Annotated in this window: 17 protein-coding genes; 2 read left to right on the forward strand and 15 right to left on the reverse strand. The window is 69.1% G+C overall.

The window, feature by feature from the left end; genetic code table 11:
* Window positions 1-66 precede the first annotated feature (66 nt).
* The 8 genes from secF to B840_RS06915 all read right to left on the reverse strand — a co-directional run bounded on the left by secF (window position 67) and on the right by B840_RS06915 (window position 7,810).
* Window positions 67-1,194 (reverse strand): protein translocase subunit SecF, encoded by a 1,128-nt coding sequence (gene secF / locus B840_RS06880; RefSeq protein ID WP_042621537.1) that lies wholly within the window; start codon window positions 1,192-1,194, stop codon window positions 67-69.
* Window positions 1,195-3,090 carry a protein translocase subunit SecD gene (gene secD / locus B840_RS06885; RefSeq protein WP_042621538.1) on the reverse strand — a complete coding sequence of 632 codons (1,896 nt, stop codon included), beginning with the start codon at window positions 3,088-3,090 and terminating at the stop codon, window positions 1,195-1,197. It abuts the gene before it with no gap.
* Window positions 3,091-3,318: 228 nt separating this feature from the next.
* Window positions 3,319-3,738, reverse strand: coding sequence for a preprotein translocase subunit YajC (gene yajC, locus B840_RS06890; RefSeq protein ID WP_042621539.1), 420 nt, complete (start codon window positions 3,736-3,738; stop codon window positions 3,319-3,321).
* A 48-nt stretch (window positions 3,739-3,786) separates the two neighbouring features.
* On the reverse strand, window positions 3,787-4,836 hold the full coding sequence (ruvB, locus tag B840_RS06895) for a Holliday junction branch migration DNA helicase RuvB (RefSeq protein ID WP_042621540.1): 1,050 nt from the start codon (window positions 4,834-4,836) through the stop codon (window positions 3,787-3,789).
* A 7-nt stretch (window positions 4,837-4,843) separates the two neighbouring features.
* On the reverse strand, window positions 4,844-5,452 hold the full coding sequence (ruvA, locus tag B840_RS06900; RefSeq protein ID WP_042621541.1) for a Holliday junction branch migration protein RuvA: 609 nt from the start codon (window positions 5,450-5,452) through the stop codon (window positions 4,844-4,846).
* On the reverse strand, window positions 5,449-5,985 hold the full coding sequence (gene ruvC / locus B840_RS06905) for a crossover junction endodeoxyribonuclease RuvC (RefSeq protein ID WP_042621542.1): 537 nt from the start codon (window positions 5,983-5,985) through the stop codon (window positions 5,449-5,451). The genes ruvA and ruvC overlap by 4 nt, the downstream gene beginning before the upstream one ends.
* Window positions 5,986-6,052: 67 nt before the next feature.
* A complete protein-coding gene (locus B840_RS06910) occupies window positions 6,053-6,805 on the reverse strand; it encodes a YebC/PmpR family DNA-binding transcriptional regulator (protein ID WP_042621543.1) in 753 nt (250 codons plus the stop codon).
* A 144-nt stretch (window positions 6,806-6,949) separates the two neighbouring features.
* Window positions 6,950-7,810, reverse strand: coding sequence for an acyl-CoA thioesterase (locus B840_RS06915; protein ID WP_042621544.1), 861 nt, complete (start codon window positions 7,808-7,810; stop codon window positions 6,950-6,952).
* 170 nt (window positions 7,811-7,980) lie between these two features.
* Between B840_RS06915 and B840_RS06920 the strand changes: the two genes are divergently transcribed.
* Window positions 7,981-8,457, forward strand: a complete 477-nt coding sequence (locus B840_RS06920; RefSeq protein WP_042622591.1) for a DUF3817 domain-containing protein — start codon at window positions 7,981-7,983, stop codon at window positions 8,455-8,457.
* Window positions 8,458-8,537: 80 nt separating this feature from the next.
* Complete coding sequence (locus B840_RS06925) at window positions 8,538-9,719, forward strand: DUF2029 domain-containing protein (protein WP_156971861.1); 1,182 nt, start codon at window positions 8,538-8,540, stop codon at window positions 9,717-9,719.
* Here the strand turns inward: B840_RS06925 and B840_RS06930 are convergent.
* The 7 genes from B840_RS06930 to thrS are packed head-to-tail and all read right to left on the reverse strand — an operon-like array spanning window position 9,658 to window position 15,884.
* On the reverse strand, window positions 9,658-10,164 hold the full coding sequence (locus B840_RS06930) for a hypothetical protein (protein ID WP_042621545.1): 507 nt from the start codon (window positions 10,162-10,164) through the stop codon (window positions 9,658-9,660). The two genes, B840_RS06925 and B840_RS06930, sit on opposite strands and share 62 nt — an antisense overlap.
* Window positions 10,165-10,203: 39 nt before the next feature.
* Window positions 10,204-10,653 (reverse strand): LemA family protein, encoded by a 450-nt coding sequence (locus tag B840_RS06935; protein ID WP_156971862.1) that lies wholly within the window; start codon window positions 10,651-10,653, stop codon window positions 10,204-10,206.
* Window positions 10,650-11,720, reverse strand: a complete 1,071-nt coding sequence (locus B840_RS06940; protein WP_042621547.1) for a glycosyltransferase family 4 protein — start codon at window positions 11,718-11,720, stop codon at window positions 10,650-10,652. Before B840_RS06940 ends, B840_RS06935 begins: the two co-directional genes overlap by 4 nt.
* Window positions 11,720-12,604 carry a phosphatidylinositol mannoside acyltransferase gene (locus B840_RS06945; RefSeq protein ID WP_042621548.1) on the reverse strand — a complete coding sequence of 295 codons (885 nt, stop codon included), beginning with the start codon at window positions 12,602-12,604 and terminating at the stop codon, window positions 11,720-11,722. The genes B840_RS06940 and B840_RS06945 overlap by 1 nt, the downstream gene beginning before the upstream one ends.
* The gene (gene pgsA / locus B840_RS06950) at window positions 12,601-13,269 is read right to left on the reverse strand and encodes a phosphatidylinositol phosphate synthase (protein ID WP_042621549.1); all 669 of its coding nucleotides are present in this window, start codon (window positions 13,267-13,269) and stop codon (window positions 12,601-12,603) included. Before pgsA ends, B840_RS06945 begins: the two co-directional genes overlap by 4 nt.
* Window positions 13,262-13,852 (reverse strand): ATP adenylyltransferase, encoded by a 591-nt coding sequence (locus tag B840_RS06955; protein ID WP_042621550.1) that lies wholly within the window; start codon window positions 13,850-13,852, stop codon window positions 13,262-13,264. The genes pgsA and B840_RS06955 overlap by 8 nt, the downstream gene beginning before the upstream one ends.
* Entirely contained in the window at window positions 13,830-15,884 is a 2,055-nt protein-coding gene (gene thrS / locus B840_RS06960) for a threonine--tRNA ligase (protein WP_042621551.1), read from the reverse strand. The genes B840_RS06955 and thrS overlap by 23 nt, the downstream gene beginning before the upstream one ends.
* Window positions 15,885-15,892 lie beyond the last annotated feature (8 nt).

The following is a 15,892-nucleotide window of genomic DNA, read 5'->3' on the forward strand; positions in this document are numbered from 1 at the left end:
TCCGGCGCCGGCAGCCCCATGGATGGTGATGGGGCCATTATAGGCTCCGCCAGTACCAGGGAGGAATTACCTCCGGTCGGGCCGCCAGCTGGCACCCGCTCCCGGCGTCTCCGGCCGGGGCTCCGCCGGCGCAGCGACCACGCGCCTGGCGGGTGCGGCCGGGGTGCGCGCGGTGTCGGCGGGCTCAGCGTCGTCGGTGCGTCCGGCCCGGTAGTCGGCGACCTCCTGGTTGTGGCGCCTGGTGTCCTTGCGGCGGTTGACCAGGCTCACCAGGATCGGGGTGGCCAGGAAGATGGAGGAGAAGATGCCCTCGATGACGCCGATGAGCTGGATCAGCGCCAGGTCCTTGAGGGTGCCCACGCCCATCAGCCAGACGGCGACGACCATGAGCGCGATGATCGGCAGCGCCGAGATGACCGACGTGGAGATGGAGCGCATGACGGTCTGGTTGACCGCCAGGTTCGCCTCCTCCGAGTACGTCGCCCGCCGCGAGCCGAGGTAGCCGGCGGTGTTCTCGCGGACCTTGTCGAAGACGATGACCGTGTCGTAGATGGAGAAGGAGAGCACCGTCAGCAGGCCGATCACGGAGGCCGGGGACACCTCCAGGCCGAATAGCGCGTAGATGCCGGCGATGATGATGCCGTCGACAAGCAGGGCGATCATCGCCGCTGCGGCCATCTCCCTCTCCAGCCGGAAGGCGATGTAGAGGAACGCCAGGGCGAGGAACACACCCATCGCGATGAGCATCCGCTGGGTGATCGTGGAGCCCCACGACTCGGAGACCGTGGAGTCGCCGACGGCATCCGGTGAGGGGGTGCCGGTGGCGTCCAGCGGCTGGTGCTCCTCGAAGATCGCGGCCCGGGCGGTGTCGATCTGCTCGGTGGTCAGCCGCTCGGAGTTGATCTCCAGGATGCGGGACTCGCCGGCGCCGACGATCTGGACGATCTCCGGGGTGACTCCGGTCGCGTCGATGAAGGTCTCCTCGACCTCTTCCACGACCAGCTCCGCGGCCGGCATGTTCATCTTGGTGCCGCCCTCGAAGTCGATGCTGAGGTCGAACCCGCGGATGCCGATGGCCCCGATGGAGATGACCAGCAGAACGGCGGTGATCCAGTACCAGAGGCGGGAGCGGCCGATGAAATCGACGCCGCCCTCACCGGTGAACAGGCGGCTGGCAGTACTCATCGAGCTCATCTACTTCTCCTCCGTGCTTGCGGTGGCTGCTTCTCGACGCTCGCCGGCTTCGGCGCCGTCGGGGGTCTCGCGAGCCTCAGTCCGGCTGGTCTTCGCGGCGCGCTTCGACTCCGCCAGCTCGAAGACCTTGCCCATGCCGTTGACGGCCGGCTTGGCGAAGAAGGGCTTGCGGGCCGCGAGCAACATGAGCGGCGCGGTGACCAGGAACGTGACCAGCAGGTCGAACACGGTGGTCAGACCCAGGGTGAAGGCGAAGCCCTTGACCTCGCCGACGGCGAGGAGGTAGATCACCACGGCGCCGATGAGAGTGACCATGTTGCCGGTGACGATCGTTCGTTTGGCGCGGTCCCAACCGTGCTGGGCCGCCGAGCGGAAGGTCCGGCCGTCCCTCACCTCGTCCTTGACACGTTCGTAGAACACGACGAACGAGTCCGCGGTGGTGCCGATACCGATGATCAGGCCGGCCACGCCGGACAGGTCCAGCGAGTAGCCGATCCAGCGGCCGAGCAGGATCAGGGTGCCGTACACCAGCAGGCCCGCGGTGAACAGCGTGATCAGCGAAATGAAGCCGAAGAGGCGGTAGTACGCGAAGACGAAGACCGCCACGAGGAGCATGCCCACGCCGCCGGCGATGAGGCCGGCCTGCAGCGATGCGGCGCCGAGGGACGCGGGGACGGACTGGGCGGTTCCGCCCGGCTCGCCGTCCTCGCCCGCGAAGGACAGGGGCAGCGCGCCGTAGCGCAGGTTGTTCGCCAGCTCCTGCGCCTCCTCCTGGGTGAACTGGCCCGTGATGGAGGTGGCGGAGCCGAAGGGCGTGGCCGACTGGATCACCGGCGCGGAGATGACCTGCGAGTCGAGCGTGATCGCGATCTGCTGCTGCAGGTACTGGGACGTCAGGTTGGCCCAGGTCTGGGACCCGGAGTTCGCCCCGTCCGTCTTGAAGGCGAAGTTGATCTCCATCTGGCCGGTCTGCGCGTTGAAGCCGCCGGTGATGGGACGTTCCGTGTCGATCTCGTTGCCCGTCAACCGCGGGCCTTCCTCGTCCGCCACGCCTGCCAGTAGCGGCGCTGGGTCAAGCAGGTAGACCTGACCGGTGCTCGGCTCACAGGCAACCAGGGGCAGCGCCGGGTCGTCGGTTCCGGAGAGCGGATCGATGGCGGCGTCGCAACGCAGCAGCGAGCTGGCGGCGGCCTGGACCGTCGGGTCGGTGGACTGGCGGTCCGCGCCCAGCATTTCGGTGATCTCCTGGCGGCGCTCGGTCGACTCGATCGAGTTGGCCGGCTCCGGCAGCGGCTCGGCGGTGATCTCCGGCGTCTCAACCGGTTCCGTGCCTTCCGGCTGGTTCTGGTTCACCGCGTCGATGACCGTGGTCACCGAGCCCTGGGCCTGCTCCGCGGTGATGACGCCGAACTCGACCCAGCGGTTCGCCATGTCACCCAGTTCCTCCGGCAGAGCGGCGAGGTCCGGGTTCGCGGGCGTGGCGACGGGCCGGAACAACAACTGGGAGGTCTGGCCGACCGCCCGAGCCTGCGAGGTGTCCTCGCCCGGCACGGTGATGACCAGCGTATTGCCGTCCGTCACCACACTCGCGCCACTGACGCCCATGCCGTTGACGCGGTTCTCCAGGATCACGCGGGCCTGGGCCAGCTGATCCGGGGTCGGTTCCTCACCCTGGGGCACCAGCGTGACGCGGGTGCCGCCCTGGAGGTCGATGCCTAGCTTGGGGCTGGTCTGACCGTCCCCGGTGAAGAAAACCAGGGCGTAGACCGTGGCGAGGATGAGGACGAATAGCGCCAGCGCGCGCTTCGGCCAGGTCCGTTGGGACCCTGACCGTTCACGTCGGGATGGGACGGACAATGAGGTGGCTCCTCCGGATACGAGAGCGTCACCGGACATCCGGCGACGACTGCCGCCGCGGCCCCGAGCGGGAGCGTCGCGGCGGCCAACGGTCTGATACCGCACCACCACCCTTGAGGGGCGGCCGGTGCACAACCGACCATGCTACGTCATCGGGGGCGGCGCTTCAGCACGGAGCGGGGAAAGCCTCATCACAGTTCGAAGCCACCCTCCCGGGCGGTGTGCCCGCCTGGTGGGTGGCTGTGGGAGGTGCGCCGGCCGCGGAGCCTAGCGGTTTTCCGGATGCCCGCCGTCGGTGGGCCGGTTCTCCGGGTGCTCCGGGAAGTCACGCGGCTCGGGCTCGGCCGGGTGCTGCGTGTTCTCCGGGCGCTGGAGACCAGGGGTCTGAGAGGAGGCGTCGTAGGTGGAGTCGTAACCGGCGGCGGAGGCCGCGCCGCCCTGCGGCCGCAGCACGGCGATGCGGTCCATGACGACGACCGTGCCCGGGGCGATCTCGATGTCGAGCTCGGTGTCGCGCGCGCCGACGATGGTGCCGTGGATGCCGGCGACGGTGACAACGCGGTCGCCGGCATTCAGGGCGGCCTGCATGCTCTGCAGCTCGGCCTGGCGCCTGCGCTGGGTGCGCATCATGAAGAAGGAGGGAAGGATGAATACGGCCGCAATGAGAAGTAGCAGAAGAAGGTCCATGGTGGGCCAGTCTGCCAGATCGTTTCCTGCCGGCACCACCCGGAAGTGCTAGAACATGCCTATGGTGCCCTCCGGGGGTTCCAGCCCGAGGTGCCGCCAGGCCGAGGCGGTGGCCACCCGGCCCCGTCCGGTCCTCGCAATCAGTCCGGCGCGCACCAGGTAGGGTTCGCACACCTCCTCGACGGTGCCGGGCTCCTCCCCCACCGCGACCGCCAGTGTGTTGACGCCCACGGGGCCGCCGCCGTGCCCGCGCACCAGCGCGGAGAGCACCGCCCGGTCGAGCCGGTCGAGGCCCAGTTCATCGACGTCGAAGACCTCCAGGGCCCCCTGCGCGGCGGCGAGGTCGATGTGCCCGTCGCCGTTGACCTCCGCAAAGTCCCGCACCCGCCGAAGGAGACGGTTGGCGATGCGGGGTGTCCCCCGCGAGCGGGAGGCGATCTCGACGGCGGCGTCCGGGTCAGTCGCCACGTCCAGGATCCGGGCGGCGCGGGTGACCACGCGGGTCAGGTCCTCGACGTCGTAGAACTCCATCTGCGCCGTGAAGCCGAAACGGTCCCGCAGCGGCCCGGTGAGCATACCGGACCGGGTGGTCGCGCCGACCAGCGTGAAGGTGGGCAACTCCAGCGGGATGGACGTCGCTCCCGGCCCCTTGCCCACGATGATGTCGATGCGGAAATCCTCCATGGCCATGTAGAGGAGTTCTTCCGCGGGGCGGGCGATGCGGTGGATCTCGTCGATGAACAGGACGTCGCCCTCCATGAGGTTCGACAGCATCGCCGCCAGATCGCCCGCGCGTTCCAGCGCCGGGCCGGAGGTCATGCGCAGGTTGGTGTTGAGCTCCTGCGCGATGATCATGGCCATGGTCGTCTTACCTAGGCCCGGGGGGCCGCTGAGCAGGACGTGGTCCGGGGTGACCCCGCGGTTCCGTGCGCCGGCGAGCACGAGGGAGAGCTGCTCCCGGACCTTGTGCTGGCCGATGAACTCGTCGAGGCTGCGGGGGCGCAGCGTGGTCTCGGCGTCCTGCTCTCCGTCCTGGAGGTGCATGTCGACGTCGCGGTCCTCCGGCAGGGCGAACTCCGTGCGCTCCATGTCGCTCACGGCCTACCTACTTCCTGCCCAGCTGGGTGAGGGCTCTGCGCAACGCCGCGGAGGTGTCCAACGCAGGTTCCTCGGCCAGCACGCCCTCGACCACCGGCTGCGCGACCCGGTCGCTGAAGCCCAGCCCGATGAGGGCGTCGACGACCTGCTCCGCGACGGCCTCGGCGACGGTGGGCAGCGTCGGCGCCGCCGTTCCCGCGGGTTCCGCAGGTACGAAGGTGGCCACCTTGTCCTTGAGTTCGAGGATGAGCCGCTCCGCCATCCGCTTCCCCACGCCCGGGATGCGCTGCAGTGCCTTCGCGTCCTCGCCCGCGATGGCCTGGGAGAGTTCGCCCGCGTTGAGCACGGACAGGGCGGCCACCGCCAGGCGGGGGCCCAGCCCCGAGACGGACTGCAGGAGGTGGAACATGGCGCGGTCCTCGTCGGAGCTGAAGCCGTGCAGGATGTGCGCGTCTTCGCGCACCGTGAGGCTGGTGAGGATCATCGCATCCTCGCCGCGCCGCAGGGTGGCCAGCGTCGTGGGGGTGGCTTCCACGCGGTAGCCCACGCCGGCGCACTCGATGACAGCGTGGTCCAGGCCGATGCCGATGACGGTACCGCGCAGGGAGGCGATCATTTCTTGGTTCCTTCGGAGTTGAGCAGGGCGGCGGTGCGGGCCAGCAGCGGTGCGCGCCAGCAGTGGCACACCGCCAACGCGAGGGCGTCCGCGGCGTCGGCCGGCTGGGGTGGTTCGGCGAGCCCCAGGATCCGGGTGATCATGGCGGTCATCTGCTTCTTGTCCGCCCGACCATTGCCCGAGACCGCCTTCTTGACCTCGGAGGGGGTGTACATGTGCACCGGGATCCCGCGCTGCGCGGCCGCCAGGACGAGCACCCCGGAGGCGTGGGCGGTGTGGATGACCGTGGAGACGTTCCCGCGTTCAAACACCCGCTCGACGGCGACGACGTCCGGGCGGTAGTCGTCCATCCACTGGTTGACCCCGGTGGACAGGCGCAGCAGCCGTTCGGGCAGCTCCGCCGTCGCCGGGGTGCGGACGATTCCGACGGAGATCGGGATCACCGCCCGGCCGTGGCCCGCCTCGACCACGGACAGGCCGCAGCGGGTCAGTCCGGGGTCAATCCCCATCACCCGCAGTCCCTTGAGATTCACTCCGCTGCCCGTGCCTTCCTGTGCGCCTTCACCCCCAACTTATAGCACACATGTCCGAAAGTGGGGATCAGGCGTCGAGCGCGGCGATGACCTCGTCGGACAGGTCCATGTTGGAATAGACGTTCTGCACGTCGTCGGAGTCCTCGAGCGCGTCGATGAGCCGGATCATCTTCTTCGCTCCCTCGACGTCGAGGGGCACCTCCACTGAGGCTCGGAAGTCCTGGTCGGAGTCGTCGACCTCGATGCCGGCCTCCTCCAGCGCCTCCTTCACCGCCGGGAGATCGGTAGGGGCGCAGACGACCTCGAATTTCTCGCCCAGGTCGTTGACCTCCTCCGCGCCGGCGTCGAGGACAGCCATGAGGACGTCGTCCTCGGTGAGCTCGCCCTTGTCGACCAGGACGATGCCGGTGCGGGTGAACATGTACGCGACGGAGCCGGACTCGCCCAGGTTGCCGCCGTTCTTCGACATCGCGGTGCGCACCTCGGAGGCTGCGCGGTTGCGGTTGTCGGTGAGGCACTCGATGAGGACGGCCACACCGTTGGGGCCGTAACCCTCGTAGGTGATGTTCTCCCAGTTCGAGCCGCCCTCCTCCTCGCCGGCGCCGCGCTTGCGGGCGCGCTCGATGTTGTCGCCGGGGACGGAGGCCTTCTTGGCCTTCTTGATCATGTCGTCGAGCGTGGGGTTGCCTGCCGGGTCGCCGCCGCCCATGCGGGCCGCGACCTCGATGTTCTTGATCGCCTTGGCCCATTCCTTGCTGCGCTTGGCGTCGTTCGCAGCCTTCTTGTGCTTGGTGGTTGCCCACTTCGAGTGGCCTGCCATCGGTTCCCTTTCGTCCTGCCCCGCCTGGTCTCCTGCGCGCTCAACCCCGTCCTCGGAAAGTCGGGGGAGCGGGCTACGCAGAGCCGGCGGGGACGTCGGCTGGATTGACCCGCCCGATTATACGCAGGTCATCCATTCATCCCGTTATTTCGCACCGTCCGTTTTCCGGGGGACGGATTGCGCCCCCTCCCGCAGGGTGCGCGTGAGCCCCTCCTGGGTGACCACAGCCACGAGATTTCCCGCCCGGTCGAAAATGCGGCCGTGGGTCAGCGCGCGCCCTCCCGAGGCCGACGGCGAGATCTGGTCGTAGAGCAGCCAGTCGTCGGCGCGGAACGGCCGCAGGAACCACATCGCGTGGTCGAGGCTGGCCATCTGCACGCGATGATCCGGATGCGGCACCAGCGACGAATGCAGAAGCGTCATGTCGGACATGTAGGCCAGGGTGCAGATGTGAAAGGTCTCGTCGTCGGGGAGCGGACGCCGGGAGCGGAACCAGACGACCTGCTGGCTGGGACTGTATTTGTTGTGCTCGTAGCTCTCGGGCGGGACGACGTGGATATCCCAGTCCCCCCACTCCTCCAGCAGGTTGCGGGAGGACCTGGGCATGGTGGAGGGGTCGTCGGTCAGGGTCTCCGGCATCGGCACGTCCCGCATGCGGTCGGAATGCTCCGGGCCGACGTCGTCGCGGCGGTGGAAGCTGGCCTGCATGGAGAAGATCGTCTCCCCGTCCTGGACGGCGCGCACCTGACGGGAGGAGAAGCTGCGCCCGTCGCGGAGCCGGTCGACGAGAAAGACCGTCGGGTCCGCGGACTTGCCCGGCGCCACAAAATAGCCGTGGAGGGAGTGGACCGTCTTGTCTCCGTCGACGGTCTCGGTCGCCGCGACGAGCGCCTGCGCCGCCACCTGGCCGCCGAACGTGCGGGTGAGCTCCGACTCCACCGCCGGGCCGCGGTAGATGTCGTTGTCGATGCGTTCGAGCCCGAGAATGTACTCGATATCTCTCATGTGTCCCCTTCTCAGCCTTTGATTGACTGTGACTTTACCCAGGGCGTCCGGGTCACCAGGTCGGTTGACCCCAGTTTCCTTTCCCGGGGGCCCGTCGACTCTTTTCTTCCCGGCCTCTCCCGGTAGCATCAGCCCACATGACCACGACGACCCGAACCACCGGCCACAGACTGTCCCCCAAGGCATTCCACCGTTTTGCCGCCCTCACGGAGATGGTGACCTGGTCCCTGCTCATCCTCGGCATGATCCTCAAGTACTCGGGCGTCACCGAGGCGCTCACCCCGATCGCCGGCGGCATACACGGCTTCGGCTTCCTCACGTTCCTGGCCATCACCGCCCTGCTGTGGATCAACAACCGCTGGTCCCCCGCCCAGGGCATCGTCGGACTGGCTGTGTCCGTCGTCCCCTTCGCGGCGTGGCCCTTCACCCTGTGGGCGGACCGTAAGGGGCTGCTCGACGGCGGCTGGCGTTTCAGCGGGGCGGAGGAGCGGCCCGACACCGTGCCGGAGAAGGTGCTGGCGCAGTTCGTGCGGCGCCCGGCCCGCTCCATCGCGGTGCTGCTCGTCGTCATCGCGGCCGTCTTCACGGTCCTGCTGCTCGTCGGCCAGCCCTACGACCCGGACGCCATCGCCGACCGCGTCAACTAGAAAAGCTCCGGGGCCGGGCCGGTAACCCGGTCTTTTCCACCCGGGCGCGATAGGATCGCCGGGTGCGAAGACTCTCCTCAGTGCCTCTGGTGTGGCTCGGCTGGATCCTGGCTCGCCTGGCGCTCACCGGCCTCATCCTGGTGCAACCGCACCCGCTGGGCGACGTGCATTACTACCACCGGGGCCTGTTCGGTGACGATCCCTCGGCTATGACCGAGTACCCGGACGCCGGCGTCTGGCCGGTCCGGCTGCTGGGACTGGTCACCGGCCCCGACGTGACGGGCTTCCTCATCGGCTTCGCCGTGATGATGGCGCTTGTCGACGCCGCCTTCCTCGCCCTCCTCCTCACCCTCGGCCGCGAACGCCGCTTCCGCGCCGCGTGGTTCTGGGTGGTGTTCGGCACGGCGGCCGGGCAGGTGTTCTGGCTTCGCCTGGACCTGTTCCCCGGCGTGCTGGTGGGCGGGTACGCCGCCCTGCTGTTCATCCGCCCGGCCTGGGCATCGGCGGTTCTCGCCCTGGCGACCGCCGTGAAACTGTGGCCGGGGGTGCTCGCCGCCGGCCTGGTCGGCGCGGTGCGGCGGTCGGACACGTGGGTGCGGCTGCTCGTCTTCTTCGGCACGCTGGCCGCCCTGGTGGGCGTCACATGGGCGACCTCGGGCCTGGACCGGCTCCTCAGCCCGTTGACGTACCAGGGCGACCGGGGCATCCAGATCGAGTCGCTGGCTGCCACACCGTTCCTCGTCAGCGAATTCCGGGAGCCGGGCCGGTACTGGACCGGTTACGCCGCCTCGAAGAGCTTCGAGATCGCCGGCCCAGGAACCGCCGCGGCATCCACGGTCGTGGACGTCGCGATGGGCGCCGTCCTGTTGCTCGCCGTCGCGTGGGCGGTGCGGAATCTGATGGCAGGCCGGTGGAGCCCCTCCCCCACGCTGGCGTTTTCGCTGCTGCTGGTGCTGCTGCTGATCGCGACCAACAAGGTGTTCTCCCCGCAGTACATCGTGTGGGTGGGCCCGATCCTGGCGGTGGCCCTCTACGCCACGCGTTCCCGTCTGGTGCCCGTGATGGCGCTGCTGACAGTGCTCGCCGCGGGCCTGGGAACCTGGATCTACCCCTTCAACTACGACCCGTTATGGCTGGGCCCGGCGGAGGCCGGCACCGAGATCACCGTTCTGGCGGTACGAAACGTGATCGTCGTGCTGCTCACGTTGCTGGCTGCGGCGTGGCTGGTGCAGGAGAGCCGGCGGACGTACGGTCCCCGCTGACCGTGCAGGATCCGTCGGCGCACCCGTCCATCTTCGAGCGCCACTTCCACACGACGGAGGCGAGCAGCAGCACGAGCGACAGGGCGGCGACGTAGGGCTGGGCGGGCGCCCACAGGCCCATCGCGCCGGAGGTGCCGAGCATCAGCAGCACCAGCTTGTTGCACACCGGGCACGCCACGGCGAACCAGGCGGCGAACACGCCCGCGCTCATCAGCCCGCTGCGTTCCGGCCTATCCTGTGCCGTGCCGCGGCCGATGCTGAACCAGGCGCCGGTGAGCAGGGCAGTCGCCCCGAGAACCGGGTATTCCCACCACCGCACGGGCACCTCGCGCCCGAATACCGGGGTCGGGATGATGTCGGTGGGGATGCCGATGAACAGCACGGTGAGTGCTGCCGCGAGGAGCCCGTAGAGGGGAAGGATGGTCCGGCCGCGCCAGATGAGCATGCGCCCCATGATGCCAATACCCCGCCCGGTATGCAAGGGTCAGGAGTAGTAGGCGAAGAACTCCGGCAACGGCGCAGTGCCGCCCAGCCGCAGCAACCGGACCATGGGCCGCAGCCGGAGGTCCCGCGTGTCGGCCACCGCGTCATTGTAGAAGCGGTGTGCCAGCTGGACGCGCACCTCGGCGTCCACGAGCTGGGCCGGCAGGTCGTCGCCCAACGGGACCAGGGCGTCGGAGAGGTCGCGCTCTCGGGCGGCGCGGTCCTCGAAACCGCCCTGCACCAGCGGCTCCGCCTCCGCAGCCGAGGCGAGGGAGTGGGTCCCGGGCAGCAGCGCCGCGATCACCGCCGCGCGCCGGTCCAGGGCCGCCTGCAGCGCCGCCAGCGCCGCGTCCGTGCGGATGTGCAGCCGGTTGAGCCGCTGGGCGGTGTAGAACCCCCACAAGGTCACGGCGGTGACGGCGACCGCCAGCAGAATCCACCAGACCATCACTCCACCCCCACCACGGTGCCGTCGGCGACGGTCTCGTAGACGGTGAGCACGTCGTGGGCGACGGTGTCCCAGTCGAAGCGCCGGGCACGCCGCTCCCCGGCGGCAACCAGCCGGGCGCGGGCGGCGGGGTCGTCGACCAGCAGGCGGAGTTTATCGGCCAGGTCGACGGCGTTGCCCATCTCGAAGAGCAGCCCGGCGTCGTCGACCACCGCGGCGAAGGCCTCGAGGTCGCTGGCGACGACCGCGCATCCCGCGGCCATCGCCTCCACGAGGACGATCCCGAAACTCTCTCCCCCGGTGTTGGGTGCGACGTAGATGTCGGCCCGCCCGAGGATCTCGATCTTCTCCGCGTCGCTGACCCGGCCGACGAAATCCACGCCCGGCACCTGGCGCGCCCGCCCACCGCCGATGACGGTCACGCGGACCTCCCGGTCGAGGAACTCGAGCGCGCGGAGCAGGATGTCCAGCCCCTTGCGCGACTCGTCCAGCCGGCCGAGGAAGACGATCTCCACCGGCCCCTCCGAAGGCCGGCGGGCGGCGGCGAAACTGGCGGTGTCCACCCCGTTGGGGATGAGCACCGGGTCCCCGCCCAGCTGTTCCACCTGCCAGCGGCGGGCCATCTCGGACACGGCGATGCCGCCCCGGATCTTCTCCAGCGCGGGACGCAGCAGCGGCCGCGCGAGCAGCAGCAGGAACGACCCCGCGGAGGAGGCGTGGTACGTGGCCACGATCGGCCCCGTGGCCATCCACAGCGCCGCCAGGGAGTAGCTGGGGGAATTGGGCTCGTGGATGTGGAGGACGTCGAACCGCCCGCCGGTGATGAACTCGCGGACCTTCGCCCGCACCACCGGGCCGAACGTCAGACGGGCGACGGAACCGTTGTAGCGGACGGGTACGCTGCGCCCGCCGCGGGTGACGTAATCGGGCAGCTCCGCCTTGTCCGAGGCCGGACCCAGCACCTCCACATGGTGGCCCTGGGAGATGAGCACCTCCGCCAGGTCGAGGATGTGCGCCTGCACCCCGCCGGGCTGGTCGAAGGAGTACGGGCAGACGATACCGACGCGCACTAGACCCCGCCCCGCTTCTTCGCGTCCGCCGGCCACAGCGGCTGCAGCATGTGCCAGTCCGCCGGGTGCTCCGCGATGTTCACTGCGAACCGGTCGGCCACGCGCTGCACCGATTTTTCGGGCGTGTCCGCCTCGATCTCCTCCGACACGGACATTCCCCACCCGTCCCCGGTGAACCAGCAGTGCGCCACATGCAGGGCGGCGCCGGTGTCCAGGGCCAGGCGGGCCGCCCCCGCGGGCATGGTGGTCCGCTCGCCGAAGAAGTCGACCTCCACTCCCCTGCGCCGGAGGTCGCGCTCACCCAGCAGGGCCACGATTCCCCCCTCCTGCAGCACCTCGCGCAGACGCGGGTACGGGGGCGTGCCGCCCGCATGGGCCAGCACCTCGAACCCCAGGGATTCCCGGTAGTCGACGAAGGCGTCGTAGAGCACCTCCGGCTTCAGCCGCTCGGCGACGGTGGTGATTGCGCCGTAGCGGCGCACCACGAACATCCCCGCCATGTCCCAGTTCCCCGAGTGCGGCAGGGTGAGGACCACTCCCCGGCCCGAGCTGTGGGAAGCGTCCAGATGCTCGAGTCCGACGAAACCACGCGTCAGCCGGGCGTCCAGGTCGAGGTCGTCCTTGATGGCGGGCAGGCGGAACGCCTCCCGCCAGTACCGGGCGTACGAACGCACCGAATCACGCACCAGTTCAGCGGTGACGTTTTCCGCCCCCACCACCCGGGTGAGGTTCCGGCGCAGCATCTCCATCCCGCGGCCGTGGCCGGAGGCGTAGTCCGCGCCGAGGTTGAACAGCGGCTCCGCGAGCTGATCCGGAAGATGGCGGACCAGTTTCCAGCCCGCCAGGTAGCCCAGGGCCGCCGGGTCGAGATCGCGTAGGTTCATCGCGCGTTGGCCCCCATCGGATCCGAATCCCGGGTGCCGGGCGGCGGGGCGATGCGGTCCTCCGCCTGCCGGTCGCGCGACGCCGTGTACAGGCGCTGGAGCACGGTGTACACCGACCCGGCAGCCAGCGCCCAGATCGCCACGTCGATGGCGTAGGGCACACCCAGGCCCTGCAGCCCGAGGCCCGTCAGGCCGAGGATCAGGCGCTCCGGCCGCTCGACCAGGCCGCCGACGATGCGGAAGCCGCTGGCCTCGCCGCGCGCCTTGACGTAGCTGATCACCTGGGAGGCCACCAGCACCACGAAGGAGGCGACGATGAGCGAGGGGTGCGGCTGGTAACTGAAGATCAGCCACCAGGTGATCGCGGCGAAGAGGGCGCCGTCCGTGATCCGGTCGCAGGTGGCGTCGAGAGTGGCGCCGAACTTGGTCCCCCCGCCGCGCAGGCGGGCCATCGTGCCGTCGACCATGTCGAAGGCGGTGAAGACTGCGGAGGCCACCGCCGCCCACACCAGGTGGCCGGCCGGGATGAGCAGCACAGCGATACCCATGGTCACCACAGTGCCGATGACCGTGACCATGTTCGGGGTCAGGCCGATACGCAGCAGGCCGCGGGCCACAGGCTCCACGACGATCGATGCCGGCCTACGGCCGCGGGTACTAAGCACGGGCGACCTCCACCCATGCGTCCGCGAGGAGTACGCGGGTGTCGCGGAGCAGCTGCGGCAGCACCTTCGTCCCGTCGAGGATGGTGAGGAAGTTGGCGTCGCCCGGCCAGCGGGGAACGACATGCATGTGCAGGTGATTGCCCACCGAGCCGCCCGACGCCTTGCCCAGGTTGAATCCGACGTTGATGCCCTCCGGCCGGGAGACCTTCTTCAGCACCTTCACGGCCGTGGTGACGAAGCTCATCAGCTCCGTCCTCTCCTCCGCCGTGAGGTCCTCCAGCTCGGCGACCTGACGGTACGGGATCACCATGAGGTGGCCCGCGTTGTAGGGGTACAGGTTGAGGATCGCGTAGACCAGCTCTCCCCGGGCGACGATCAGCGCGTCCTCATCAGACATCTTCGGCGCCTCGACGAAGGGTTCGTGCGGCTGGCCCGAACCCTGCGGCGGGCGCTTCTTGATGTAACCCATCCGGTACGGCGCCCACAGCCGGGTCAACCCGTCCGGCTCGCCGACACCGGTGTCGGTCCAGGTCTGCCCGGCGGACTCCCCGGCAGTCTCCTCAGCGGCGGGCTGCAAGAGCATCCTCGCTCGGCTGGTCGTTGATGCGGTCGCGCACCCAGGCGTCGATGAGGTCGACCGCCTCGGCCACCGGAACCCCGTTGACCTGAGTGCCGTCGAGGAAGCGGAAGCTCACGGCGCCGGCCTCCACGTCGCGGGCGCCGGCCAGCAGCATGAAGGGGACCTTGCCGGTGGTGTGGTTGCGGATCTTCTTCTGCATGCGGTCGTCGGAGGTGTCCACGTCCGCGCGGATGCCCTTCTTGCGCAGCTGCGCGGCGACGGCCTCCAGGTGCGGGGCGAAGTCGTCCGCGACCGGGATGCCCATCACCTGGTGGGGTGCCAGCCAGGCGGGGAATGCGCCGGCGTAGTGCTCGAGCAGCACCCCGAAGAAGCGCTCGATGGAGCCGAAGAGCGCGCGGTGGATCATGATCGGGCGTTGCTTCGAACCGTCCGGGGACGTGTACTCCAACTCGAAACGATCCGGCAGGTTGAAGTCCAGCTGCACGGTGGACATCTGCCAGGTGCGGCCGATGGCGTCCTTGGCCTGCACGGAGATCTTCGGGCCGTAGAAAGCCGCGCCCTCCGGGTCCGGGACCAGGTCGAGCCCGGAGTTGGTGGCCACCCGCTGCAGGATTGCGGTGGACCGCTCCCAGATGTCGTCGTCGCCGACGTACTTCTTCGGGTCCTTGGTGGACAGCTCGAGGTAGAAGTCGTCCAGGCCGTAGTCCTTGAGGAGGGAAACGATGAACTCCAGCACGCTGGTCAGCTCTTCCTCGAGCTGGTCCTCGGTGCAGTAGATGTGGGCGTCGTCCTGGGTGAAGCCGCGGGCGCGGGTCAGGCCGTGGACCACGCCGGACTTCTCGTAGCGGTAGACGGTGCCGAACTCGAACAGCCGCAGCGGCAGCTCGCGGTAGGAGCGGCCCCGGGAGTCGAAAATGAGGTTGTGCATGGGGCAGTTCATCGGCTTGAGGTAGTAGTCCTGGCCGGGCTTGGTCTCCTTGCCCTCGTCGTCGTACTCGGCGTCGAGCTGCAGAGGCGGGAACATACCCTCCTTGTAGAAGCTCAGGTGGCCGGACTTCTCGAAGAGGTCGCCCTTGGTCACGTGCGGGGACGTCACGAAAGAGTAACCGGCCTCGATGTGGCGGCGGCGCGAGTGCTCCTCCATCTCCATGCGCACGACCGCGCCGTTGGGGTGGAACACCGGCAGTCCAGAGCCGATCTCGTCCGGGAAGGAGAACAGGTCCAGCTCGTTGCCCAGGCGCCGGTGGTCGCGCTTCTCGGCCTCGGCGAGCATGGTCTGGTACTCCTCGAGCTTCTCCTTGGACTCCCAGGCGGTGCCGTAGATGCGCTGCAGGCCCGCGTTGGCCTGGTCGCCGCGCCAGTAGGCGGCGGAGGAACGGGTCAGGGTGAAGGCGGGGACGTACCGGGTCGTCGGGATGTGCGGGCCGCGGCACAGGTCGGACCACTCGACCTCGCCGGAGCGGGGGTTGACGTTGTCGTAGGCCGTCAGGTCGCCGGCGCCGACCTCGGTGGCCTCGTCGGAGTTCGGGTCGACGTTGCCCTTGTCCTGGACCAGCTCCAACTTGAAGGGCTCGTTCTTGAGCTCCTCGGCGGCCGCCTCGGCGGATTCGTAGACGCGGCGCTCGAAGCGCTGGCCGGACTTGATGATCTTCTTCATCCGCGATTCGAGCTTCTTCAGGTCCTCGGGGGTGAAGGGTTCCGCGACCTGGAAGTCGTAGTAGAAGCCGTTGTCGATCGCCGGGCCGATGCCCAGCTTCGTGCCCGGGAACTCGGCCTGGACGGCCTGTGCGAGGACGTGGGCGCAGGAGTGGCGGATGACCGCGCGGCCGGCCTCGGAACTGGCCGGAACGGGAGTGAACTCGGCGTCCGCCTCCGGGGTGTGGGACAGGTCGCGCAGGTTGCCCTCGGCGTCCTCGACCGCGACGACGGCGTCCGGGCCCTTGTTCGGCAGTTCGAGGTCCCGCATCGCGGTGCCTACGGCCGTGCCGGCCGGAACCTTGAACGAGGGGAAAGCGGGTGCGGTGATGTTCACCATGGGCGTGC

It is taken from the genome of Corynebacterium marinum DSM 44953, assembly GCF_000835165.1.
GTDB lineage: Bacteria > Actinomycetota > Actinomycetes > Mycobacteriales > Mycobacteriaceae > Corynebacterium > Corynebacterium marinum.